This is a genomic window from Aeribacillus sp. FSL K6-8394, from assembly GCF_038008865.1.
In the GTDB taxonomy this organism is placed as follows: Bacteria; Bacillota; Bacilli; order Bacillales; family Aeribacillaceae; genus Aeribacillus; species Aeribacillus composti.
This window is the reverse complement of sequence record NZ_JBBPAA010000001.1, coordinates 1,043,191-1,067,271: the sequence shown is the minus strand read 5'-3', so window position 1 is coordinate 1,067,271 and position 24,081 is coordinate 1,043,191. Positions and strand designations below refer to the sequence as shown.

Here is a 24,081-nt window from a genome sequence, read left to right as displayed (position 1 = left end):
GAACGATGGCTGGATTAACGTTTTACCGTATGATTGGACTTGATGATAAAGTCCGCCCGCTCCATAAAAAATTAGATAAAAAGATGTTCTACGACTTCGCCGACTTAAACAAAAAAGAAAAAGACTACATTACGAAATATATTGAACGGATTGAATTAAGTTATTTATTAACCTCGAACACTATCAATATCCAGCCATTTATTAATGAAAACTACCATTATGAAGGGGTTATGTTTATCACGATTCAACTGAGGGAGGAAGCGAAAGACAATCATCTGCTGGTCATCGGTGAAATCATCCAAGGGGCGCTTCCGAATCCCGTGGTGATTGTTTTTGAGAAACAAGAGCGAATCCAAGTCAGTACATGCCTAAAACGATTAAATAAAGTCGATTCATCTCAAGTCGTACTAGAACATTTTCATTACACCCCTTGGATTGATTTACATGCTCATGATGAAACGGTTGAGAAGTTTTTGCGTGCCGTTCATATTACGAGCATCTCGTTCTATAACTTTTTTGAGTACTACAAAGAATTTGACTTAGCGGTGCAAGCATTACAGCAAGCCGGTATTACGGGGACGTTTTATCTTATTAAAGATGAAAAGCAATATGCCAAACAACAGCAGCTCATTGCGCAAATCCAAGCATACGAAGCGGAAATAACGAAATGGAAAAATAAAATGAAAAAAGAAACGCAGTTTAATCGAAAAGTAGAGATGAATATTAAAATTCAACAGCTAACAAAACAAATGGAACAGTTGAAACAACAATTGCAATGAAAGGAGAACCATCATGGAAAAACTAGACGGAAAATCGATGGATTTAGTGAAAACAAATATTGAAGCGTTAAAGCAGTTATTCCCGGAAGTCGTTACCGAAGGAAAAATCGACTTTGAAAAATTAAAACTTGTGCTTGGAGAAGAAATTGAAAAACGCAACGAACGATATGAATTCACCTGGCACGGCAAAACGCAAGCGATGAAACTGGCACAAACGCCGTCGACAGGAACATTGAGACTCGACAAAGAGTCAAGCAAAAACTGGGATACAACGGAAAACCTTTATATTGAAGGAGACAACCTCGAAGTACTAAAGCTGTTGCAAAAAGCGTATTTCGGCAAGATTAAAATGATCTATATCGACCCTCCGTATAATACGGGGAAAGATTTTGTGTATAAGGATGATTTCCGTGACAATATCAAAAATTACAAAGAAATTACGCAGCAGACGACAAAGGCGAACACAGAAACGAGTGGGAGATTTCATACCGATTGGCTGAATATGATGTATCCGCGGTTAAAGTTGGCAAGGAATTTGTTGAGAGAGGATGGAGTTATACTAATAAGTATTAACGATTCAGAGATTACTAATCTGAAAAAATTGTGTGAAGAAATTTTTGGAGAAGAAAATCATATTTGCGATTTTGTTTGGCAAAATAAAAAGGGGGGAGGAAACGATTCAAAGTTTATCGCAGTTGAGCATGAGTATATTGTCATATTTGCAAAAAATCTAAATGTGCTCCCTCCCTTCTTTGAAGCATATTCTGAAGAATATTTAAAACGATACAAAGAAGAAGATGAAAAAGGAAAGTTTTATTGGGATACATTTAAAAGAAAATCAGGAAAGCAATATTATCCAATTACTTGTCCAGATGGAACAGTATTGGAATATGATGAATATGGAAATAAGATTAGTTGGTTAAGATCGCAAGATAGATTTTATAAAGATTTAGAAGAGGGAGAAATACGATTTGTTAAAACTGAAAATGGTTGGTCGGTTCAATTTAAACAAAGATTACCAAAAGGAAAAAAGCCTAGAAGCATTTTGGATGATAAAGGAAACACTAGTACTGGAGCAGAGGAAGTTTTCAATCTTTTTAACCGCCATGTGTTCTCAAATCCAAAACCTGTTGAATTAATTAAATATTTTATTGAATTTTTAACTGATGATAATGATATTATTTTAGATTTTTTTAGTGGTTCAGCCACTACTGCCCATTCAGTAATATTGTCGAATGCAAAATCAACAAGTAGAAAAAATAAATTTATATTGGTTCAGTTGCCGGAAATACTCAAAGAAAATGACGAAGCATATAAAGCCGGTTATAAAAATATTTGCGAAATCGGAAAAGAACGCATCCGCCGCGCTGGTGAAAAAATCGTTCAAGAAACAGGGAAAACAAATTTAGATATCGGCTTTAAAGTGTTTAAGCTCGATTCTTCGAACGTGAAAACATGGGATCCTGATTTCGACAACTTGGAGCAAACCCTTTTCGATTTGCAGGATAACATAAAACAAGACCGTACAAAAGAAGACTTGTTGTATGAGATTTTACTGAAAATCGGTTTGCCGCTGACAACGCCAATCGAAGAGATTGACTATAACGGGAAAACGATTTACAACGTCGGATTTGGTTCCGTTTTATTATGTCTAGAAGATGAGATTGATTTAGACATTGTTAATGAGATGATGAAACATCAGTCAGAGCACATGACACCAAAAGTTATTTTCAAAGAGTCTGGTTTCATCAATGATTCCGTGAAAACAAATGCGATTCAAACATTGAAAAAGAACGGAATCACGGACGTTAGGAGTGTATAAGCCATGAAGTTAAAGTTTATTTCTGACTTAGACTACCAAAAGCAGGCGATTGATTCCGTTGTGCAAATTTTTAAAGGCCAACAAATGAAACAGTCCAACTTTACTGTATATTATGGTACGCAAGAAGAAGCAGGGATGATTCAAACAGCTTTAGGCGTAGGAAACCGTTTAGACCTTACGCCTCAAGAAATTTTAAAAAATGTCCAATCCATCCAAATGAAGAACGGTTTGCCGCGCAGCGAAACGCTCGATGGGATGAATTTTACGGTCGAAATGGAGACGGGGACTGGGAAAACGTATGTTTATTTACGGACGATTTACGAATTAAATAAACATTACGGTTTTACAAAGTTTGTCATTGTCGTGCCATCTGTGGCGATTCGCGAAGGTGTGTATAAGTCATTGCAAATTACGAAAGAGCATTTTGACGAGTTGTACAACCGTACGCCGTTAGAGTACTTCATTTATGATTCGCAAAAGCTCGATAAAGTACGTAACTTTGCGACGGCAACAACGATTCAAGTGATGATTATTAATATCGATGCCTTCCGTAAAAGTTTTGAAGACCCGAAAAAAGAAGATAAAGCAAACGTTATTCACCGGACGAACGACCGACTAAACGGTTATCGGCCAATTGAATTTATTCAACAAACGAATCCAATTGTCATCATCGATGAGCCACAAAGTGTCGATACGACACCGAAGTCCAAAGAGGCGATCGCATCACTCAATCCGTTATGTACGTTGCGTTATTCGGCTACCCATGTCGATAAATACAACATGGTGTACCGTCTTGATGCAGTGGATGCCTATAATCAAAAACTCGTAAAGAAAATTGAAGTAATGTCCGTCCGTTCTGAAGAATCATTTAATGTCCCTTATATAAAATTAGTAGAAGTAAAAGAAGGAAAAGCAAAAATTGAACTTGATGTTGAAACGCGCGGCAAAGTGAAACGAACAACGAAAACAGTGAAGTATGGGGACGATTTATACGATATTTCTGGAGAACGGGAATTGTACCGCGGCTATATGGTGGAACAAATTGATTGGACAGAAGGAAATGAGTCCATTGAAGTAAACGGTCATTATTTACGGGTGGGCGATGCCATTGGCGACATAGATGACGATACGATTAAACGATATCAAATCCGCAAAACGATTGAGGAGCATCTAGATAAAGAACAGCGTCTAAGACCGCGGGGCATTAAAGTGTTAAGTCTTTTCTTTATTGATAAGGTGGCCAACTATCGTGATTATGATAAAGATGGTAATCCGATTAAAGGAAAATATGCCATCATGTTTGAAGAAGAATACAAGAAATTAATTCAGAAGCCAAAATATCGTACATTATTTAATGACATCGATGTTGATATGGATGTAGAGAAAGTTCATAACGGATATTTTGCGCAAGATAAAAAAGGAAAGCTGAAAGATTCACGAGAAGGTAAGAGCACAGAAGCGGATACGGATGTATATAATTTAATTATGAAAGATAAAGAGCGCTTATTAAGCTTGGACGAGCCGCTTCGCTTTATTTTCTCACACTCTGCACTTCGCGAAGGCTGGGACAACCCGAACGTGTTTCAAATCTGTACATTAAAAGATTCAGCAGGGACATATGTATCAAGACGGCAGGAGATCGGCCGCGGCTTACGTTTAGCGGTAAACCAAAACGGGGAACGTGTCCAAGACTATAACGTCAACACGTTAACGGTTATGGCGAACGAATCGTACAAAGAATTTGTCTCGACACTGCAAAAAGAAATCGAAGAAGATACGGGCGTCAAATTTGGCAAAATCGAAAAACATATATTTGCCAAGCTCGTCTATGTCGACGAGAAGACTGAAGAGCCGGTGCAAATGGGTTACGACTTATCGGTAAAATTATATGAAGAATTAAAGCGAAACGGTTATATCGACAAGCATAGCATGGTCACCTCACAATTGAAGGAAGCGATAGAAAACTATGACTTGCGCTTAAGGGCGGAGTTTCAGCCATGTATTTCGGTGATCGTAAAAGAAATAAAACGCCACTTGCAAGCATTGCCGATCAAAGACGCAACCAAAAAGAAAAAAGTGAAATTAAATATGTCCGTATTCAATCAGGAAGAATTCAGACAGTTATGGGACAAAATCAAGTATAAAACGGTTTATTCCGTCGATTTCGACAGCGAACAATTGATTCAAACGTGCATCGAAAGCATTCAAACGATGCCGCGTATAGAGAAAATTCGAATTTTAAGCCGCAAGGGAAAAGTGGAAATCGACCGCGTGACAGGAGTACAGGCACAAACGGTAAGCGAAAGCGTCGAAGATTACGTCAGCTTGCACCATACGCTTCCAGACGTCATTACCGAGCTGCAAAACCGCACGAATTTAACGCGTAAGACGATCGTCCGCATCTTAACCGGCTGCAAGCGGCTTGACGATTTCAAAAACAATCCGCAAAAGTTTATCGAAGAAGCGACAAAGATCATCCAGCGCGAAATGAAGCAACTGTTAAAAGACGGTGTGAAATATTATAAAATCGGTGACGATGCGTATTATGCGGTCGAATTGTTCCAAAACGAGGAATTGCTTGCCTATTTAAACGACAATGCGATTCCGAGTGAAAAGTCGCTGTTTGACCATATCGTCTATGATTCGGATGTGGAAGAACGGTTTGCCAAACGCTTTGAAAACGACGAAAAAGTAAAAGTATATGTGAAGCTGCCAAGCTGGTTTAAAATTGACACGCCGATTGGCTCCTACAATCCTGACTGGGCGCTAGTCATTGAGAAAGACGGGGAAGAAAAGCTGTACTTCGTTCTAGAGACAAAAGGACAAGAATGGGAAGGAGATTTGCGCCCGGGCGAATCGGCAAAAATCGAGTTTGCCCGCAAGCACTTTGAAGCGATCGGCACGGATATTGAATTTGTTGGGCCGGAGAATGAAGTTGATGCGTTTATGATGAGGGCTGTTAGCCGTTAATTCTTTCATTACGACAGAAGCCGTATTGGCTTCTGTTTTTTGTGTGCGCCCGGCATGGGTGTAATCTATAGGGTGAAAGTCCCGAGCTGCGAAGGCAGAAGTAGCAGTTAGCTTAACGCAAGGGTGTCCGTGGCGACGCGGAATCTGAAGGAAGCGAGCGGCAAACTTTAAGGTCTCTCGGAACACGAACTTCATATGAGGCTAGGTATCACTGGGTGAGTTTGCACAACAAAACAAAGCCCTTTCTGCCGAAGGTGATACAGAGTAAATGAAGCAGATGGATGGAAGGAAAGATTACACTCTTACCCGGGGAGGTCTGGCTGGCACGCCAAGTAACCTTGGTAACCTATCTAGTGATAGATAGCTGAACAGTCAGAAGTCAGCAGAAGTCATAGTACTCTTTCAAGCTCGAGATGGAAGAAGAAGGACTGAACAATTAAGGAGAACGAATCGCTAGGCGTTCACCTTCTGTGTGGAAGCAGACAATCCGATAGGACTTACTTGAAGGAGGAAGTGGTGAATCCCACGGGGGACTTCAAGAGGGTGGAGCAGAAGATGGCACAAATAGAAGAATTCGTTCACGTGGAGAGGTACTCCAAAAACGAAACAATCGATTCTCGCAACTCTTTTCGATTGGGATGAAATCGATTGGCAATGACACTTTCTTTCAGCCAGCCCCAAATTCGTTCAACGAAGTTTAAATTCGGTGAATACGGGGGTAAGAATACAAAAGTTAATTGTTCTCCGTGCTCCTGTAAAAAAGGCTGAAGAACTTTAGCATGATGAATGTTTGCGTTATACAAGACCATCACGACATGTTTATCTGGATACTGGTCCAATGTGTATTGGAGAAACTGCAGAAAAGCCTGTGCATGACATTGGGCCGTTTCTATACAGAGAAATTCACTGACCGCCTAATAAGCTAACCATCGCGTGGTGTCCATATGTAGGGATTTGTTTTTGACGTCCTTTGACATTCCATGTGGTACGAAGAGCTTGGTAATCGCGAATATGACTTTCATCTTCATAGATTATGACTGTGTTGTCGGACAAGTTTTTTTATCAGTTCGATTTCTTGTTGAAACTCTTTTTGTTTTTGAGGATTCGCATAGGGCGTGTATAGCGAAATCCCCATCGATGGAGCATATCACAAATCCCACCGCAAGACATGGTGACAGAAAATTTCTCTTCTAACACATGTTGAATGATTTGTGTATTCCAGCTGGTTTCGATGCCGTATCCTTCATCGGCAGGGGTGCTTTCTTCCAAGATTTTTCTCAATTCACGTTCTTCGTCTGGAGACACATACGGCTTTCTACCGGGAGCATAATGGCGTTCAAATAGCGCATCCATGCCAACTCGATTAAACTTTTGAACACGGTTTCACGAAAAGCTCAGTGACTTGGATCCCAAGTAGCCTTGCATAATGAGACGAATCACCGCAATTCGTTTCGCCATGTTCGCACTTTTCACTCTGGTTCCTATTCTTGAAGACGTTCGATGGTCCAACCATAGTCGTTTGTAAAATGAAAGTGCGACTAAACATCAAAAGGAGAGTTTACATGCAAGAACGCTTTCATTTTACAACAGATCGAGCTAAACTTCAAAAACGATATGCAGTGATTTTGTTTTTTGTATTGGCTCAACTATCGAGTATCCAAGTTTATCTTCAATGCCGAAACCGTTATTTGTTGAAACAGGAAGACGAGGTCATCATCGCTGTCCATGTCATTGGAAAGTTGTTGGGCTTTACTTCCGAATGGGCTTGGCACCGATTTGTGATCGTAAACTTATTTTCGAAAGAGTGGTTTCCAAAACTTTCTCGATATAACCGTGTTGTCGAGATCTTGGCTTCGCAATCAAATGGATACGACATCAACTAGTCAAGTGTGGGCAACATCACGCTTATGCGGTAGTGGATAGCTTCCCCATTGAACTCTGCTACCATGCACGAATGTATCGCGTCAAACGGTTTCAAGGAATCGCCGATATTGGGTATTGTGCATCCAAAAAGATGGCTTTCTATGGGTTTAAGCTTTATCTTCAGATCACCGACCAAGCGCTTCCGATGGGATATGTTACCAAAGCATCCTGCCACGACCGGACAGCTGCGGAAACCGTGATGGCCCAACTTCCTCATACGTGTACACTTGGTGACAAAGGATATGTGAGCCAAGACTTGCAAAAGAAGCTGTATGAGGAATACTAGATCACTTTTTTGACGCCCGTTCGGAAAAACCAGAAAATCAATCAATCGAAAGCATGGAAACGATGGATGGAACGAAAGCGCAAAATCATTGAAACCGTGTTTTCAGTTCTCATTGATCATTACCGGATCACAGAGATTCGAGCCAACTCTGTTTCTGGATTTGAATCAGCTTTGGATGGCATTTTACTCGCTTATTCACTCGTGATTCTTAGGCTAGTTGAGCGTTAAAGTTCAACTAGAACCACAGATTGGTATGGATTATTTGTAAACAATTACGCGTAAGGGCACGAAAAGTATTTAAACGAACTCTAATTATATGGAGTTAAAATTCAATCTGGAAGATCATTTTCAAAAGCCGGTAGATTTAGTCATTTTAGATGATATCAAACCAGCATTAAAGACGAGTATTTTAAGGAGTGCTAAGTATGCAGAGAGAGCCTAAAGTCTTTTTACAAGATATTCTCGCTGCTGCAGAAAAAATTGAGAAATATACTAAGGGCTTATCTTATGATGATTTTCTAAACAAAGACTTAGTATCGGACGCGGTAATTAAAAATATATTAGTGATTGTCGAAGCAACGAAAAACATTCCAAATGAAATCCGAGAAACACACCCGCATATTGAATGGAGAAAGATGGCTGGCATGAGAGATATGATGATTCACGGCTATTTCTCCATTAATTATCGAATTGTCTGGGATGTTGTTCAGAATAAGATTCCTAAGTTAAAACTACATGTTGAGCAGTTACTAATTGAAAATTAGAGTGGATATTTTTAAAGACCAAATCTTTTTGAGTTAGCATAGAAGATGATAATCGATAATAATTTACTGTCGTTAAAAATCCATACTATCTATTTTCAACCGGCGTTCTCTTAAAATCTCTAGTTGCTCATCAAATGTAGTTGGACGTTTAACATTTGCTGTATTTTCTAACCCCCATAAATAAATGAAAAAGCCCCACCTTGGTACACATTGTTAAGAGTCGAGGTGGGTTCTGCTAATTTAATCGTAATCTTGTGTAAGTGAAGTGAAATGAAACATACACACATTTCTATAACTAAGATTAAAACAACTTCATCTGTTCGTTGTACAAAGTGTTTTTTTCATCTAACACATAGCCCATGGCGCGGTATCCCGCCAATCTTTTTTCAAACATCTTTTGCATCATCGGGATGTTTTTATCCACGTAGTCATATACACGTACTTCTTGTTTATTTGCATGAATTCGATGCAAGCGTCCGACATATTGTTGCAGGGTGCCTTTCCATGAAATCGGCATGGCTAAAAATAGAGTATCTAACCTCGCATCGTCAAATCCTTCACCGATATATTTTCCTGTTGCAATCACTAATCTTTCCATGTCATCAGGAATGGAAGAAAGTCGATGCAATTGTTCCATCCGTTCTTTTTTCGTCATATTCCCGGAGAGTACAATAATATTTTTAGCAAATCCTTTAAATAATTGCTTTAAAATTTCAACATGTTCAATTCGTTCTGTTAAGATTAGCGGACAACGGCCTTCTTCAAGCGCAGACAACACATCATCAAATAATTGCTGATTTCTCTGTTCATTGAGTGCTGTTTCTTTATAAAGTTGCTGAATGTCGTTGTGTGGGGACGTAAAGTTCGTATACCTCGGAATTAAACGATGAATAAATGGCCTTACTTTTGCTTGGGTTTTCCCGTCAATTTTATAACGAATAGGACCACATTGCATGTGAATAATAGGGTGTAAACCATCTTTACGAATCGGTGTAGCCGTTAGCCCATACACATACTTGGCGCGAACTTGTTTTAACACTTTCTCAAAGCTAAAGGCAGAAATATGATGGCATTCATCGACAATGATTTGGCCATAATGGGTAATAAATGACTTCAACTGACCTTTGTAATTTAAGCTTTGAATGGTTGCTATATCAATTTTTCCTGTTATTTTGTTTTTTCCGCCGCCAATTTGTCCGATTTCTTTTGATGAAATATTAAGAAACGTTGATAATTGCTCCAACCACTGTTGCATCAACTGTGTCCGATGAACGATGACTAGCGTATTAACTTTTCGTTCCGCAATAAGAGCGGACGCTATAACTGTTTTACCAAAACCAGTGGCTGCTGAAAAAACACCTGTATTGTGTTTCAATAATTGCGATATGGCATCGTGTTGCTGAGAAGTTAACTCACCTTGAAATTCCACCTCAATCGTCTGGCCATCGAATTGATCATCAATGATTTCAGTTTGAATGGATAATGACGATAAAAGGTTAATAACCTCCTCCAAACAGCCGCGCGGTAAGACTAAATATCCTTCCTCATCCCAAGAGCAATTAATCACTCGTGGTATTCCGTATGTAGACATGCGATTTTTCTGAGCTTTATAAAATTCAGGATTCGCTAATGTTGCTAGTTTCGTCAACTTAGTTAAAAGAGAAGAGGGGACTCTATCATTTGGAATGTATAGACCATTCTTTAATTCAATAGTAATTTTCTCTGGATAAACTTCGTTTACAGTAATAGATTTATTTTCGTAAAGCTGTACCACATCTTGTACTTCTTTTTTTGTCATCGTTTGAACAGAAGATAGATACAGCCATTGGTCTGGATAAGGAGTAAAGGATTCATCGACAAATACACTATTGCCGTTTATCCTTGGCTTTCGCTGAAGCGGCAATGCGATTAAATTTCCGAATCCGCCTTTTGGAAGCGTATCTTGATTCGGGAATAATCGATCATAGGAGTCTAAACCTATTTCATATCGTTTTTCCATTGTTTTAGTGAGCAATGTCATTCCCATTTTGCGAGCTAATGAAGCAGGAATCTCTTCGGAGAAGAAAATCCATACGTGTGCACCATTCCCAGATCTTGATCGTTCAATGCTATACGGTACGGAAAACTCTTTACATACACAAACAAACGCCAACACATCTTCTTGCCAATTCTTTTTGTCAAAATCAATCGCCAAAAAGAAACACGTTTCATCTTTTTGCATCGGATAAATTCCAACCGTATGCTTTCCGCTTAAATGATCGTACAGTACTTGATCATTTATCGGTAGCAATGTTCGATGCGGACACTCACTGCATTTGATCTCCGGTTTTCGACAAAGAGGTGGTTGCCACTCATAGGCACAGGCAGGTGTATATCCCGCACGGCCGTTTTTTGACTCCCAGCGAACCGCATATACATCAGTCCGTCCTCGAAAAAGCCGCTTGAATAATCGTATCTTTTCTTCAGGGGACGATTGGTTGTTGACTATAGAACTAGCCGTAGTTACAGAATTACTTTTTTCTTTCTTTTGCATCATCGTTGAAAGAATGTGTTTTAAATATTCATTTTCTTTCCTTAAACGTTCGCATTCCGCAAGAGCTTCTTGCAACTGAATCCGGATATCCATGACTTTACCTCGTTCGTTAAGTACCTTTTTAGGACTACCATATAGGCCTCTTGATTCTAAATGTGCACGTTTAATCTTAGCTGTTAGCTTTTCTTTTCGTTTCTTTTGTTGACTCTTTTCACGCTTTTTCCAAGCATAATATCCACTTTTTGCAACACCTAATACTTGGCACATCTTCGCTACACGAAACTCGTGTTGGTGTTTTTCAATGAAATCATATATTACTTCTGGTTTTTGGCGAAGATGCCCATAGCCTTTTTTAAGATTGCGTTCTCTTCCTCTAAATCCTTTATACGCTTATTTAATTCACGCATAGCTGCATCCTCAGGTTTTAAGTTGCCACTCCCAACAAAACTATTTACTGGATCCTTTTATAATCACTCACCCATCTATGCAAGGTTTTTGGTGAAATATCTAGTTGTCTAGCCGTTGATGTAATTTGTTTTCCACCTTCTAAAACTAATTTTACTGCTCCTTCTTTAAACTGGCAATTTTAGTGATATAGAAAGCACTTACGAAACCTTTCAGTGTCAAGTGAATATGAGATACCCAAAGAAACCTATCAAATCAAGGATTATTCATAAATTTTTCACTGCGAAAGTTGAGTTATTTATTTTGTGTAAAAGTGTTCTAAAATATATTGAAGAGCTTTTGAATCCAGATAAAAACTCCCTACAATTAACCCTGTCAAATAAACAATGAAAAAAGAGCATTTCTGTTATATATAAATGTAACTGTAATTCAATATTTCGACTTCTCAAGAAACGTCTTAAGCGTTGTAGAACTTCTTCCAGACGATGTTCAATGTACTCTAAAAAACCGTTCACTCACATTTCGTAATCTTTGATTCCGAAAAAGTAGATTTTTTTTGAACGATGCCGAATGAGTAAGTATAAGTAGGAAAAAACAAAGAAGTCGCAAAGAATGAACATTTATATTCGCGTCATTTTTTACCAAGCTACGTATCTCAACATGCTCAGTGAATTTTTCGAGGATGAAATATGTGTCAATTTCAACTTTTTGAAAAAATGCTTTAAAGGCTAGGAGGAGGCTTTTTTTCTTAATTATGTTTTCGAGATTGATACTCATGACGCAAAAAATGCATCATTATTACAAGAGTGAAAATCTATTTTGTCGAATGTTTTAAATTTATACAATTTGGAATTTGAGTATGTCCATGGAAGATGTATTCATTATATTAGCAACCATATCAAGTTGTTGAACTTATGTCTTGTTTGTTTGAAAGTCATCAGAAGAAGCCATACATAGTTTTAGCCTTTTTGTGTTATTATGTAAGAGAAAGGCGGTAGATTGGGAATGGACGATTTGTTTGACAAATACAAAGAATCGATCATGTTGTCGTATCAATATGCATTTCGTTTATTGTTGCACTTAAAAAATGTGATTTCAGCATCGCAACAAATAACAAATGAAGACGAATTGATGAAAGAAGTGTATAGAGATTCGATTGTGAAAAAATATGAGATTTTAGAAGATCAACTTTGGAAGCTTTTATCAAAAATTTTTAAGTCATCCGGGCTTGAACTAAACAGTCCGCGGGCATGTTATCGTCAAGCTTTTAAGGAAGGATGGATTGAAAATATTGATGTATGGAACGATATACTGAGTTCGCGAAACGCAACTGCCCATGTGTATAACGAAGAAGATTATGAGCGAATAAAAAATAAAATCGTAAATGAATATGTTCACCAAATCGAAGCGTTGCTTCAAAAAATAAAAGAAGAAGTGATTGATAGCGATGTATGGAATTAATAAAAATGTATTTGAGCGGTTGCTTACGTATTTTGAAGGTGACAAAGAGATTCAAAAAGTTATTTTGTTTGGATCACGCGCAAAAAACACGGCACGCTATAATTCTGATATTGATTTGTGTCTTGATTATACCGGAAATAAAAAGGGGAAAATAATGGACGACATTGACGAGATTGTCGGCATTTATTCGTGTGATGTGCTGTTTTTTGACTCGCTGAATGAGGAAATAAAACGGCAAATTATGCGTGATGGAAAGGTCATTTATGCAAAGCCTCTGTCGTGAGCTCAGTGTTCGAGAGTATGTGTCGAACATGATGGGACCCAAAAGTGTTCGCTAGGCGTTCTCTTTTCGGGTGTCCTCCCTTTTTCCGCAAAAAACATCCATGAGTAAATTTTACTCCCCACCCATACATGAAAATCAACTATTCCTTCCCATAATGGATGATGAACGCAAACAGTTTTGAAAGACGTTCTTGGCGAACAGTGACAGGCATTGTTTGTCAATATTGTAAAAAAGCTGCAGAAAGAGAATCCTTCCTCTGGAAGTTTTGTACATTGGAGCAATACGGCTGATTAGTGAAGTATGCTGAGGAGCGTCCGCATGAGGTTGCTATGTTGTTAAATCAGTTCATTTATTCATCTTTATCGTGAATTGTTTCGGGAAAAGGGGAAAGCATATAATCCAAGCATTTCGCTTGGAGCACCGCTGTTTGCCTATTTGCTTGCCGCATTTGATTATAGAAAATACCTTCTCTACAAGCAAGAAGTGTTTATGGATTTAAAAAATCGTACGGGATTGAGATGAAGCTTCGAACCGTTGGCAACAACTACGAGACGTATTTACAAATGTGCGAAATTGCCCTTCAACACTTAAAGAACACTTATCATGATTTAACCATGCTTGATATTCAAGATTTCTTCTTTTGCAGTGCGCAGTACGATCAGATTAAAGTTGAAAGTGCTGTCAAATATTTGTATGAACTAGCAAAAGAGTTAAGTACATTTATGAAACAGCCAGAACTCATGCTAGAGGCGATATCGAAGCTAGATTCCGACACGCTTCACTTGCTTAGAGAACAGTACCGAAACACAGAAAAAATAAATCTTATTAACTCAACTTTCGCACACAGAAATATTTAAGCATTGCTTGATATAATTAGGTATAGTGGCCAACCATTTATTCATTTGATTTTTAAAGATGTCCATGTTCAAAGAAACCTCAGCTTCCGCCAAAGTTTGGAAAAGGTCAATAAGTGATTGAAGGGCAGTAATAAAATCTATGTCTTTTACATCTTCGCAAAGGATGTAAAAAAGGTTGCCAATCGTCTTAGGATCCTCCTCTTTTCGCATTTGCCAAGCAATGAGAATATATCGTGTAAAAACAATGGTTGTATGGCTAATTAACATGTCGTAGGAACGTCCCTGGAATTCTTTCTCTAAATTTAAAAGGGATTTATTGCATTTGAAGAAGACTTCAATGTCCCAACGCATGCCGTAAATACGAATGATCTCTTCATTTTCTAATGTTGTATCTGTGCTGAGAATGGCAAGCCATTCGCTCCGTTTATTACGGTTTCGTACAAATAGAATTTTTACTGGAATTCCATTGTCTAAAGTAGCATAAACGGATCCGAGAATGTCTTTTTTACCCATGTGAGGTTTTGCCAATTTGTAAAGTTGATTCAGTGTGAAACGTTCACCATTGTAAACGTATCGCTGCTTTAATTGCTTCACCATGCCAATGACAAATAACCCTTTGTTCGTAATCTTCTCAATTAAAGGCGCTTGTGTAAACCAGGAATCCATGAGAACATAGTCAGCTACAATCCCTTTTTCAAGCGCATGATCAAGTAAAGCTGAAGCCACGTCCGGTTTTGATTTCAGAGCTTCCTGGCGACGCTTATAGCCAGATGTTCGTTTATCAATATTGGTATTGATTTCTTGCAGGCGATTTTCCTTTTTCGGTGAACTTAGAAGAGCAAAATCAACGGGAATAAAAGTAAAACTATCGGTCCAGCCAAGGGTAAGCATTTGAAACCCTTTCAAGTACTGATGGGTAGAGTGATCAAAAACCTTAGCCAACAGTTCAACCGACTTACTACGGTTTCTTGAAAAGACAGAATCATCAATCACAAAAGCTGTGACACGATCTTTTGAAGTTAATGGTTGAAGCAGACGGATCATTTCACTGCTTAATGAAAGCAGAAACTTTCTCCAATGATAGGTTGGTGTATTTAAAAAGCGATAGACTGTATCCTTTCCGGGCAGATCCTGAGATCGTTTACTCATAAAAGCACGAAACCAGTTCTTATATTGGAAGACTAAAAGAAAAATCAGTTTGAAAACAGTAAGACAAGAATACCCGGAAAGTTTCGTAATATTCGCTTTTCTTAAATGATATCACTAGCGTCGCATTAAAATAATTTAACACCTTCAAATAAACCGAATTTTCTGAAACATAATCTAAACACAAAAAAATCCTTTATAATGGTTGGGTGGTAGTAAACCATCCAAATCCAATACAAAGGACAAAAGCATGGATAAGTTTACACGAAAAACATCATTTGAACAATGGTTTTCACCGATTAATCGTCCATTATTTGACGACCTAGTGAAAACACATCAATTAAATCACTATACCAAGAAGCTTTATATGGCTTCATTTATGAAACTGCTTTTGTATGCAGGGCTTCATGAAACCGAGAGTTTACGGGCGCTGAGTGACGCTGTCTTTTTAGAAGAATTACAACGAGCAACGGGATTGGAATCGATTAGTTTTTCACAGTTAGGGAGACGAATCAACGCCATTCCAACGGTTTTCTTTCAATCGATTTTTCTTAATTTAGTGGCTCAAATTCATGAGAAAACACATTTTCAAAAGCGAAGAAAGCTGACAACGCCACTAAAAATCATTGATTCGAGTACATTACCGCTTAATTTGACCAATCATAAGTGGGCAGAGTTTCGAAAAACAAAATCAGGAGTAAAGCTTCACTTACGACTTGTTTTTATGGAAAAAGGACTCTCCTATCCAGATCAAGCCGTACTCACGAATGCCAACGAACATGATCGTGGTCAACTAGAAGTATTCGTGGATGACAAAGAATGCCTGTACGTGTTTGACCGTGGTTACTTAGATTATGAACGTTTTGATCGTATGACAGATGATGGCTATTTCTTTGTTTCACGATTACGGAAAAACGCTGTAGTTCGTGTATTGGAGACCTTTTCTCTGCCGGAAAATTCATCTGTTTTGTCTGATGAAATGGTGGTCATTGGCACCACACAAAATCGTTCTGAGAATGCGTTCCGTTTACTGAAATTGGTTGATACAAAAGGAAACACACTGCATTTACTCACAAATCGTTTCGACATAAGTGCAGATGAAATAGCAGAAATCTATAAATCGCGCTGGGCGATTGAATTGTTTTTCAAATGGATGAAACAACATTTAAACATTAAAAAGTTCTATGGTCACAGTGAACAAGCTGTACACAACCAAGTGTACGTAGCCATGATAGTGTACTGTCTGAATGTTTTAGCTCAGTTGAACACAAATAGCGAACGCAGTTACTTACAAATTAGTCGCTATTTGAAGGCTTCTTTGTGGAAATCCGCTCACATTTGGTTACGAAAAATCGAAGGAAACGGCGTCCCATAAAGGTTTGCCAGTCGTTGTTGCACAAGTCATAGGTTATAGTAAAAAAATGGATGTTTACTACCCTCGCTTAGGTGTTTTCGTTTTTTCTCTAAAGTCCAGAAAAAAAATAAAACTGAAAATTCAGACATCATTTATGCGACGGTAGTGAAATGATATCCAATATTTAATTCAGAAAATCCTTGTTTAATTTCTTTTGGTAATTGCGCAAAGTAGTCTTTATTCGTTATCATAGTGGTGACACCTTTCTTTCTTTGGTTTTTGGTTTGGTCACCATAGTTTACCAAAAGAATAGGTGTCTTTCTTTATGTTTTAAAAAATGTCAAATGATAATTCTTGTACTTCCAAAACCCATTTACATCAAGCATTTAAACAAGATTTCAGACTGCGAAAGCTGAGTTATATTATGTTATTTGTTTTTAACCACGCTTCAAACAACTTATTTCCGGCTTCATAAGATAAATCATCTGCATCAATAGTAAAAATCTTGTAACCATATTTTTCATAGTAATCATACTGATTTAATATTTTTTGAACTAATGTAGTATCTTGTTCATGATCTAAAAAATCACCTATTTATTTTCATTCAGAATTTTATATTCAACTTGGTTCTCCAATAGTTTTTGGCCGCCTCAATAATTCCCTTCCTCCTCATATACATCTGCGCCAAGTTTGCATCTCCCTATTTAAATTCTATAAAACCCCTTCTATTTCTCTCAGTGTGACGGGAAGCGGCCTCACTCCCCGCCCCGCTTCTTCCACTCATCTAAAAACGCCGGCAGACGTTGTTGGTAAGGGGCGATGACACTGTTGAAGTACGCCTTCCACTTATCCGGCTGTCCGAGAATATCGATATAGACGTGGCGGATTTCTTCGATGTACACAATAGCCTGGCGATACGCTGAACGCTTTCGTTGTCCAATCAGCTGCTCGGCTTTTTGTTTATAATAGGTGATCATTTCCAACGGATGATGCTCGTTTAAGTAACGTTCATACTTAGATGGATCGGAATAGAACGGAAAAGACGCCGTTTTTGTGACGTATTGAAGCAGTTCTTTGCTGTTTCCTTCATTGTAGTCAATTTCTGCTTTTACATAAGAATAAAACGATTGTCTAGTTAACAATGCATACAATTCTTCTTTCACCGCTTCTTTCACGCTTGGCGCAGCATAAGCGATCGCTTTTTTATACAGCTCATAAGAAGGGCGGTGTTGAAATTGTTGCTTTAATAATTGCAGCGCTTTTTCTTTTTCCCCCATTTGCTCATATTGCTCGAACACGTACTCATACAAAGCTCCTAAAAATCCTTCTCCTTCTCTTAATCCCTTCTCAGCGATTTCAAGCGCTTTTTTCTTTTCGCCCTTTTGCTCTAAAAATTGGGCATAATCCAAATAGTCGCTGCCGTATGTTAATTGCTGTATCCGCATTTGTTCATACGTCTCTTCATCGCCGAGCTTGTGCCGATAAATGTCTAGCATGAGCGATTGATCGTATTTGCTGTTTGACTGCTTCAAGTATGATAACACAAGCCGCCAATGTGCTTCTTCGCAGGCGATTCTCTCAATCCAGTCCCATATAGCATCGTCAAATCCTGAATTTCCCTCAAGATATTGTTCCATCAATTCGTGAATCATTTCTTCCCTACACTCATCTGGCAGCTTCCCCTCTTCAAGCAATGAAAGAACTTGTTCCATATTTTCATATGCACGATCCTCATCGTCTTCCGGACCGCCGCCGTACATATTAAACTCAGAAATAATATCTATCGCTTCTGCAAATTTTTCACGGTACTCGTTATAATGTTTTTGTGCTAATTCTTCATCATTCAAATAGCCTTTGTTTTCTAAAAAATGAAGTGCTTTTTCTTGGGCTTTTTTGTTAGATTGGATGAGGCGCATGATAAGCTCAAGCAGATCGTCATGCGGAATGCGTTTCAAAATGGTTCGAATATTCACCTCTTCTGCTCCTTTCTTGTTTTTCATAGTATATTTTAACACTAATACAGGGTGCAATGTCTTAAATTACGTAAAAAACGAGTATCTACCTTTTTCTATTATGAAGCAACTTCTTTCGAAAGAATGTAAAAAGAGGTATAAGAGGCAGGAGTTTCTTCCCCGCTTTCCCTGGATAGTACATAACGCGTACTACTCATATAGCCGCTATTTTCGACAAATACATCCAGTTTCACTAGAACCTTTCCAAAACTTTATGTTATACTTTGCTATACTCGAAATTAGACCCCCATGCCGCAAAAGCGGCACCAGCAGATGATGAAAATAGTTCGTCCATGTATACTTAATCTTAGGCTGGCCAGCGAGGTCGTCTTACCTTGGTGCCATGAGCCCGTTAATTAGACAGACCCCGACGACCTGGTGCACCACAGACTGTTGCTCCCTGGGGAAGCACGCGGGATAGAATGACGTGTATGGTCGTTGCACCGCCAGCCTGTGTTTATTACATGTTAGGCATGGGGGAACGAACATGGACATTATCCATACTCATGTTTGTGGATTAGACGTTCATAAGAAGAACGTCGTCGCTTGTATTATTACTCCGGATCATCAAGAGATCCGCACGTTTTCTACCATGACTGAAGACTTGCTTATGCTTGTAGACTGGATCAAGGCGCATGGCGTCACTCACGTGGCCATGGAAAGTACAGGTTCCTACTGGAAGCCAATTTATAACCTGTTGGAGATGGAAGACATCAAGATTTTAGTGGTCAATGCCAAACATATCAAAAATGTGCCTGGTCGCAAAACAGATGTAAAGGATGCCGAGTGGATCGCTGGACTCTTACGCCATGGATTGCTACAAGGTAGTTACATCCCTGACCGCCAGCAACGGGAGTTGAGGGAACTCATCCGTTATCGTCGCAGCCTGATTGAAGAGCGGGCTCGCGAAATCAACCGCATCCAGAAGGTACTGGAAGGGGCTAACATCAAACTCTCCTCGGTGGCGACCAATGTGCTGGGCAAATCGGGTCGAGCCATGATCGAGGCTTTAATTAATGGTGAAACTGACCCCGATGTGCTATCCGAACTGGCTCAGCGCCGTCTCAAACGGAAGAAAGAGGAGTTGAAAAAGGCCCTGAAGGGCCTCATCGGCCCTCATCAACGCCTGATGCTTAAAACCCAGCTTGAGCATATTGATCACTTAGATGCCTTGATTGAAGAACTGGATGCTGAAATCAAGGAGCGGATGCGCCCTTTTGAAGATGACCTGGAGCGGTTAGATACGATCCCCGGCGTTGGTCGGCGCACAGCGGAGCATATTTTGGCTGAGATTGGCCCTGACATGACACAGTTTCCTTCGGCAGCTCACTTGTGTTCATGGGCAGGAGTCGCCCCAGGGAATAACGAAAGTGCCGGAAAACGAAAGTCAGGGAAAACCCGCAAGGGAAACCAGAAGCTTCGTAGCACCCTGGTGGAAGCCGCCCGTGCCGCTGCTAGGTCCAAACACACCTATCTATCCAGCCAGTACCACCGTATTGCTGCACGCCGGGGGGCCAATCGTGCAGCGGTTGCGGTCGCTCATAGCATCCTGACTATTGTCTACCATCTCCTCAAAAAGAAGCAGACTTACATCGAACTTGGTCCACATTACTACGAAGAACGCAAGCGCCATCAAGTCGCCAGACAAGCGATTCGGAAGTTGGAAACACTAGGGTTTAAGGTCATGGTAGAGCCGTCAAATCAAACAGCGTAGTTAACCGAAACAGTAACCATCAGGTGCATAAACATGACTTATTCCAGCAAATACCAATCTGCTGGTGTTAACACCCCCTGGATTTTTTGTGCTTTTTTCATGGACTTAAATTTTCGGGATAGGAAATGAGGTGATTGTATATGCTAAAAGAATTTAAAGAGTTTGCGATGCGCGGAAATATTGTCGACTTGGCCATCGGGGTGATTATTGGCGGGGCATTCAACAAAATCGTATCTTCCCTTGTCAATGACATGATTATGCCGCTGATTGGACTATTGCTTGGCGGCATCGATTTTAGCGACTTATCCTTTAAAATCGGTGACGCCGATGTGAAATATGGCATGTTTATGCAAACAGTCGTTGACTTTCTTATTGTTGCGTTTTCGATTTTTTTGTTCGTGAAAGTGTTAAACAAATTGTATCGCCTTAAAAAACAGGAAGAAGAAAAGGAAGCTCCGCCATCCTTAACAAAGCAGGAGGAACTTCTTATGGAAATCCGCGATTTGTTGAAAAAACAGCAATTGGAAAGAGAATAACTCAATGCCATGGGAAAGGAACAAAATGACAAGAAAAAGGAATCGAGTAGGAGGGGGTGACTAACCCCCGACCTCTCACACCACCGTACGTACCGTTCGGTATACGGCGGTTCAATTAAGATAATTGACGCAAGTCTTTATAACTTCCGTGAATAGCTGTTCTCTTTATGCCAGTGGTCACTCCACCCTCCAAGAGGTCTCCCACGGGATTCACCGCTTCCTCCCTCAAGTGAGGTACTACGTTTTCTGTGTTCATCATGACTCACTGAATGCCAAGGGCTATTCTCTCTTAATTGTTCGGTCCTTCTTAGTTGTTCTAGACCAACTAATACTATGACCTCTGCTGACTTCTGACTGTTCAGCTATCTATCACTAGATAGGTTACCAAGGTTACTTGGCGTGCCAGCCAGACCTCCCCGGGTAAGAGTGTAATCTTTCCTTCCATCCATCTGCTTCATTTACTCTGTATCATCTTCGGCAGAAAGGGCGGGTGACTAACCCCCGACCTCTCACACCACCGTACGTACGGTTCCGTATACGGCGGTTCAATTAAGATGATTGACGCAAGTCTTTATAACTTCCGTGAATAGCTGTTCTCTTTATGCCAGTGGTCACTCCACCCTCCAAGAGGTCTCCCACGGGATTCACCGCTTCCTCCCTCAAGTGAGGTACTACGTTTTCTGTGTTCATCATGACTCACTGAATGCCAAGGGCTATTCTCTCTTAATTGTTCGGTCCTTCTTAGTAGTTCTAAACCAACTAATACTATGACCTCTGCTGACTTCTGACTGTTCAGCTATCTATCACTAGATAGGTTACCAAGGTTACTTGGCGTACCAGCCAGACCTCCCCGGGTAAGAGTGTAATCTTTCCTTCCATCCATCTGCTTCATTTACTCTGTATCACCTTCGGCAGAAAGGGCTTTGTTTTGTCATGCAAACTCACCCAGTGATACCTAGCCTCATATGAAGTTCGTGTTCCGAGAGACCTTAAAGTTTGCCGCTCGCTTCCTTCAGATTCCGCGTCACCACGGACACCCTTGCGTTAAGCTAACTGCTACTTCTGCCTTCGCAGCTCGGGACTTTCACCCTATAGATTACACCCATGCCGGGCGCACAGGAAAAAGCGACCTCCATCAGCGCATGATGGAGGTCTTTTTGGCAAAATGGCAGGAATATCGCTCACTATTATCTAATTCCAATAATATGTCTGCATGGTAGCGAGGAGGTGGTGTTGTGAATCAAAAGTTAAGTCCTCAGTCGGTGGCGCTAGTGACAGGTGCATCGAGCGGATTTGGGCTGCTAGTAAGCGTAGCGCTTGCTCGGGGAGGTTATCGAGTAGTCGCTTCGATGCGGAACATGGAAAACAAAGAAACTCTCGAAACAGCGGCACGCGAAGCAGGCGTTTGGGAGCAGATCGAAGTGGTGCCTCTCGATGTCACCAATTTCGCCGCGGCGGAATCGGTCGTGCACGATGTAATAAACCACTATGGACAAATCGATGTATTAGTCAACAATGCAGGCTTTGCCGTTGGTGGCTTTGTAGAAGAACTCTCTCTAGAGGAGTGGGAGCGGCAATTTGCGACGAACTTTTTTGGGTTAGTTGCGGTCACCAAAGCGGTGTTGCCAGTGATGCGAAAGCAGCGCAGCGGCAAAATCATCAACATTAGCAGCATTAGCGGTAGGATTGGTTTTCCGTCGATGGGACCGTACGTTGCCTCCAAGTTTGCCGTCGAAGGATTTAGCGAATCGCTCCGTTTAGAGATGTTGCCGTATGGGGTGTATGTCGTCTTAATCGAGCCAGGTTCGTACAAAACGAACATTTGGTCCAAAGGACTTCAAGGGGTGTCCATTCGTTCGAATTCGCCATATGCAAAAGAGATGAAAACCATTTTACAGTACGTGAATCGAGTAGCCAAAACGGCGCCGCCTCCTGACGAAGTCATTGAACAAATTGTAAAAGTCGCCCAATCCCCGACTCCTAGTTTGCGCTACCCCGTAGGCAGAGGAGTCAAACTGATGCTAAGGCTGAAAAACTGGCTGCCTTGGAAGCAATGGGAACGGATTGTCATGAAACAGTTTCATAAATAACAATAAGCGCCGCCTTTATATGAAGGGGCGCCCGTTGTTTTCGGCAACGCTTGTTGGGGCAATTGTAAAGCATACATCCTATTCGATTAAAGAAAAGGGGGAAGCAAAGTGGGATGGCTCGTCATTGTACTGATTGCATACGCACCGATTCTATAAAAAATTCATCAACGATTAGATGAACTAGAAAGAGAAATAAAACGTTTAAAGGGAGAAAACGGCCCTTTCTAAACAATATTCTGTTTCTAGTTTTTATATTTTAGAAGGGAATCGGAATTTAACCGCGAATTCATGTAAAGAAGGGGAGGCAGAGGGAATGATTATCGAGATGGAAAATGTTTCTTTTATTAGAGAAGACCGCGTCATTTTAGACCGTATTCATTGGAAAGTACAAGAAAACGAGCAATGGGTCATTCTCGGGTTAAATGGCTCGGGGAAAACGTCGCTACTTAATATCGTATTAGGCTATTAGTACCCATTAAAAGGAGAAGTTTCGGTATTAGGGTACCGATTTGGAAAAACGAATTTGCCAGAGCTTCGCAAACATATTGGGTTTGTAAGCAGTGCGTTTGAACGCTTTCAACATACATTAGAATCCGAAACGGTGGAAGAGGTGATTGTTAGCGGAAAGTTTGCTTCGATTGGGCTGTATGAGCCTGTCACAGACGAAGACTTCCAACAAGCCGAACAATGGATGAATTCGTTTCGAATCGGTCACTTAAAAGGAAAAATGTACCGGACATTATCGCAAGGAGAAAAAAGAAAAGTGTTGATTGCTCGAGCACTAATGGCAAAGCCAAAGCTACTCATATTGGATGAACCGACCGTAGGATTAGATATGTTAACACGAGAAGAACTATTAGCACTAATTAAAGACGTTATTGCGAAAAAAGTATGCCACGTGCTATATGTCACGCATTACATTGAAGAAATCATCGAAGAAATGACCCATGTTTTATTATTAAAAGATGGAAAAATCGTAGCGGCCGGACAAAAAGAAAAAATACTCACCGACAATTATTTATCAGAAACATTTCAAATAGGTCTGCATGTCCGTTGGGAACATAACCGGCCGTGGGTATCGATAAAAAACAGCCCTACACTTCAGCGGCTAGGAAAATAAAAGAGGACGACGGGCGTAAAACGAAT

Annotated in this window: 16 protein-coding genes and 5 pseudogenes; 14 read left to right on the top strand and 7 right to left on the bottom strand. The window is 40.0% G+C overall.

Annotated features, from left to right (window positions below):
• Positions 1-5: 5 nt before the first annotated feature.
• Genes NSR00_RS04915 through NSR00_RS04905 form a run of 3 tightly spaced genes read left to right on the top strand, consistent with a single transcriptional unit; the run spans position 6 to position 5,571 of the window.
• Positions 6-779, top strand: coding sequence for a DUF4391 domain-containing protein (locus NSR00_RS04915; RefSeq protein ID WP_339230622.1), 774 nt, complete (start codon positions 6-8; stop codon positions 777-779).
• Positions 780-792: 13 nt separating this feature from the next.
• On the top strand, positions 793-2,601 hold the full coding sequence (locus NSR00_RS04910; protein WP_340787382.1) for a site-specific DNA-methyltransferase: 1,809 nt from the start codon (positions 793-795) through the stop codon (positions 2,599-2,601).
• 3 nt (positions 2,602-2,604) lie between these two features.
• Positions 2,605-5,571 carry a type III restriction-modification system endonuclease gene (locus tag NSR00_RS04905; protein WP_340787380.1) on the top strand — a complete coding sequence of 989 codons (2,967 nt, stop codon included), beginning with the start codon at positions 2,605-2,607 and terminating at the stop codon, positions 5,569-5,571.
• A 578-nt stretch (positions 5,572-6,149) separates the two neighbouring features.
• Here NSR00_RS04905 and NSR00_RS04900 read toward each other — a convergent pair.
• Together NSR00_RS04900 and NSR00_RS04895 are read right to left on the bottom strand one after the other, a co-directional pair.
• On the bottom strand, positions 6,150-6,464 hold the full coding sequence (locus tag NSR00_RS04900; protein WP_117017557.1) for a transposase: 315 nt from the start codon (positions 6,462-6,464) through the stop codon (positions 6,150-6,152).
• A 169-nt stretch (positions 6,465-6,633) separates the two neighbouring features.
• A complete protein-coding gene (locus NSR00_RS04895) occupies positions 6,634-6,924 on the bottom strand; it encodes a helix-turn-helix domain-containing protein (protein WP_340787377.1) in 291 nt (96 codons plus the stop codon).
• Between the two features lie 209 nt (positions 6,925-7,133).
• On the opposite strand from NSR00_RS04895, the pseudogene NSR00_RS04890 reads away from it, so the two are divergent.
• From NSR00_RS04890 to NSR00_RS04880, 3 genes and pseudogenes are all read left to right on the top strand, one after another.
• Positions 7,134-8,008: pseudogene (locus NSR00_RS04890) on the top strand (IS982 family transposase).
• 73 nt (positions 8,009-8,081) lie between these two features.
• A pseudogene (locus NSR00_RS04885) lies at positions 8,082-8,222 on the top strand (nucleotidyltransferase); the annotation flags it as partial.
• On the top strand, positions 8,206-8,544 hold the full coding sequence (locus NSR00_RS04880) for a HepT-like ribonuclease domain-containing protein (protein ID WP_063388704.1): 339 nt from the start codon (positions 8,206-8,208) through the stop codon (positions 8,542-8,544). The pseudogene NSR00_RS04885 and the gene NSR00_RS04880, both read left to right, overlap by 17 nt.
• 301 nt (positions 8,545-8,845) lie before the next feature.
• Here NSR00_RS04880 and NSR00_RS04875 read toward each other — a convergent pair whose 3' ends face one another.
• The gene (locus NSR00_RS04875) at positions 8,846-11,170 is read right to left on the bottom strand and encodes a TOTE conflict system archaeo-eukaryotic primase domain-containing protein (protein ID WP_340787373.1); all 2,325 of its coding nucleotides are present in this window, start codon (positions 11,168-11,170) and stop codon (positions 8,846-8,848) included.
• A gap of 6 nt (positions 11,171-11,176) precedes the next feature.
• Positions 11,177-11,657 (bottom strand): annotated as a pseudogene (locus NSR00_RS18045) (transposase); the annotation flags it as partial.
• Positions 11,658-12,487: 830 nt separating this feature from the next.
• On the opposite strand from NSR00_RS18045, the gene NSR00_RS04870 reads away from it, so the two are divergent.
• The 3 genes from NSR00_RS04870 (at position 12,488) to NSR00_RS04860 (ending at position 14,083) form a co-directional block, all read left to right on the top strand.
• Positions 12,488-12,943: an HI0074 family nucleotidyltransferase substrate-binding subunit gene (locus tag NSR00_RS04870; protein WP_094245930.1), complete on the top strand. Its 456-nt coding sequence runs from the start codon at positions 12,488-12,490 to the stop codon at positions 12,941-12,943.
• Positions 12,930-13,226, top strand: a complete 297-nt coding sequence (locus NSR00_RS04865) for a nucleotidyltransferase domain-containing protein (protein WP_003397908.1) — start codon at positions 12,930-12,932, stop codon at positions 13,224-13,226. Before NSR00_RS04870 ends, NSR00_RS04865 begins: the two co-directional genes overlap by 14 nt.
• 518 nt (positions 13,227-13,744) lie before the next feature.
• A complete protein-coding gene (locus tag NSR00_RS04860; RefSeq protein WP_094245929.1) occupies positions 13,745-14,083 on the top strand; it encodes a hypothetical protein in 339 nt (112 codons plus the stop codon).
• Here the strand turns inward: NSR00_RS04860 and NSR00_RS04855 are convergent.
• Positions 14,057-15,343 (bottom strand): annotated as a pseudogene (locus NSR00_RS04855) (IS4 family transposase); the annotation flags it as partial. The gene NSR00_RS04860 and the pseudogene NSR00_RS04855 sit on opposite strands and share 27 nt — an antisense overlap.
• 136 nt (positions 15,344-15,479) lie before the next feature.
• Between NSR00_RS04855 and NSR00_RS04850 the strand changes: the two are divergent.
• Entirely contained in the window at positions 15,480-16,604 is a 1,125-nt protein-coding gene (locus NSR00_RS04850) for an IS4 family transposase (protein WP_340787371.1), read from the top strand.
• A 396-nt stretch (positions 16,605-17,000) separates the two neighbouring features.
• Here NSR00_RS04850 and NSR00_RS04845 read toward each other — a convergent pair whose 3' ends face one another.
• On the bottom strand, positions 17,001-17,078 hold the full coding sequence (locus tag NSR00_RS04845; RefSeq protein ID WP_335643383.1) for a hypothetical protein: 78 nt from the start codon (positions 17,076-17,078) through the stop codon (positions 17,001-17,003).
• 260 nt (positions 17,079-17,338) lie between these two features.
• Entirely contained in the window at positions 17,339-18,556 is a 1,218-nt protein-coding gene (locus tag NSR00_RS04840; RefSeq protein WP_340787369.1) for a hypothetical protein, read from the bottom strand.
• A 526-nt stretch (positions 18,557-19,082) separates the two neighbouring features.
• On the opposite strand from NSR00_RS04840, the gene NSR00_RS04835 reads away from it, so the two are divergent.
• From NSR00_RS04835 to NSR00_RS04820, 4 genes and pseudogenes are all read left to right on the top strand, one after another.
• Complete coding sequence (locus tag NSR00_RS04835) at positions 19,083-20,309, top strand: IS110 family transposase (protein WP_044897903.1); 1,227 nt, start codon at positions 19,083-19,085, stop codon at positions 20,307-20,309.
• Between the two features lie 140 nt (positions 20,310-20,449).
• Complete coding sequence (gene mscL / locus NSR00_RS04830) at positions 20,450-20,845, top strand: large conductance mechanosensitive channel protein MscL (protein WP_340787366.1); 396 nt, start codon at positions 20,450-20,452, stop codon at positions 20,843-20,845.
• 1,235 nt (positions 20,846-22,080) lie between these two features.
• Positions 22,081-22,935 (top strand): oxidoreductase, encoded by an 855-nt coding sequence (locus tag NSR00_RS04825; protein ID WP_094245901.1) that lies wholly within the window; start codon positions 22,081-22,083, stop codon positions 22,933-22,935.
• A 313-nt stretch (positions 22,936-23,248) separates the two neighbouring features.
• Positions 23,249-24,055, top strand: a pseudogene (locus tag NSR00_RS04820) (ABC transporter ATP-binding protein).
• Positions 24,056-24,081: the final 26 nt, after the last annotated feature.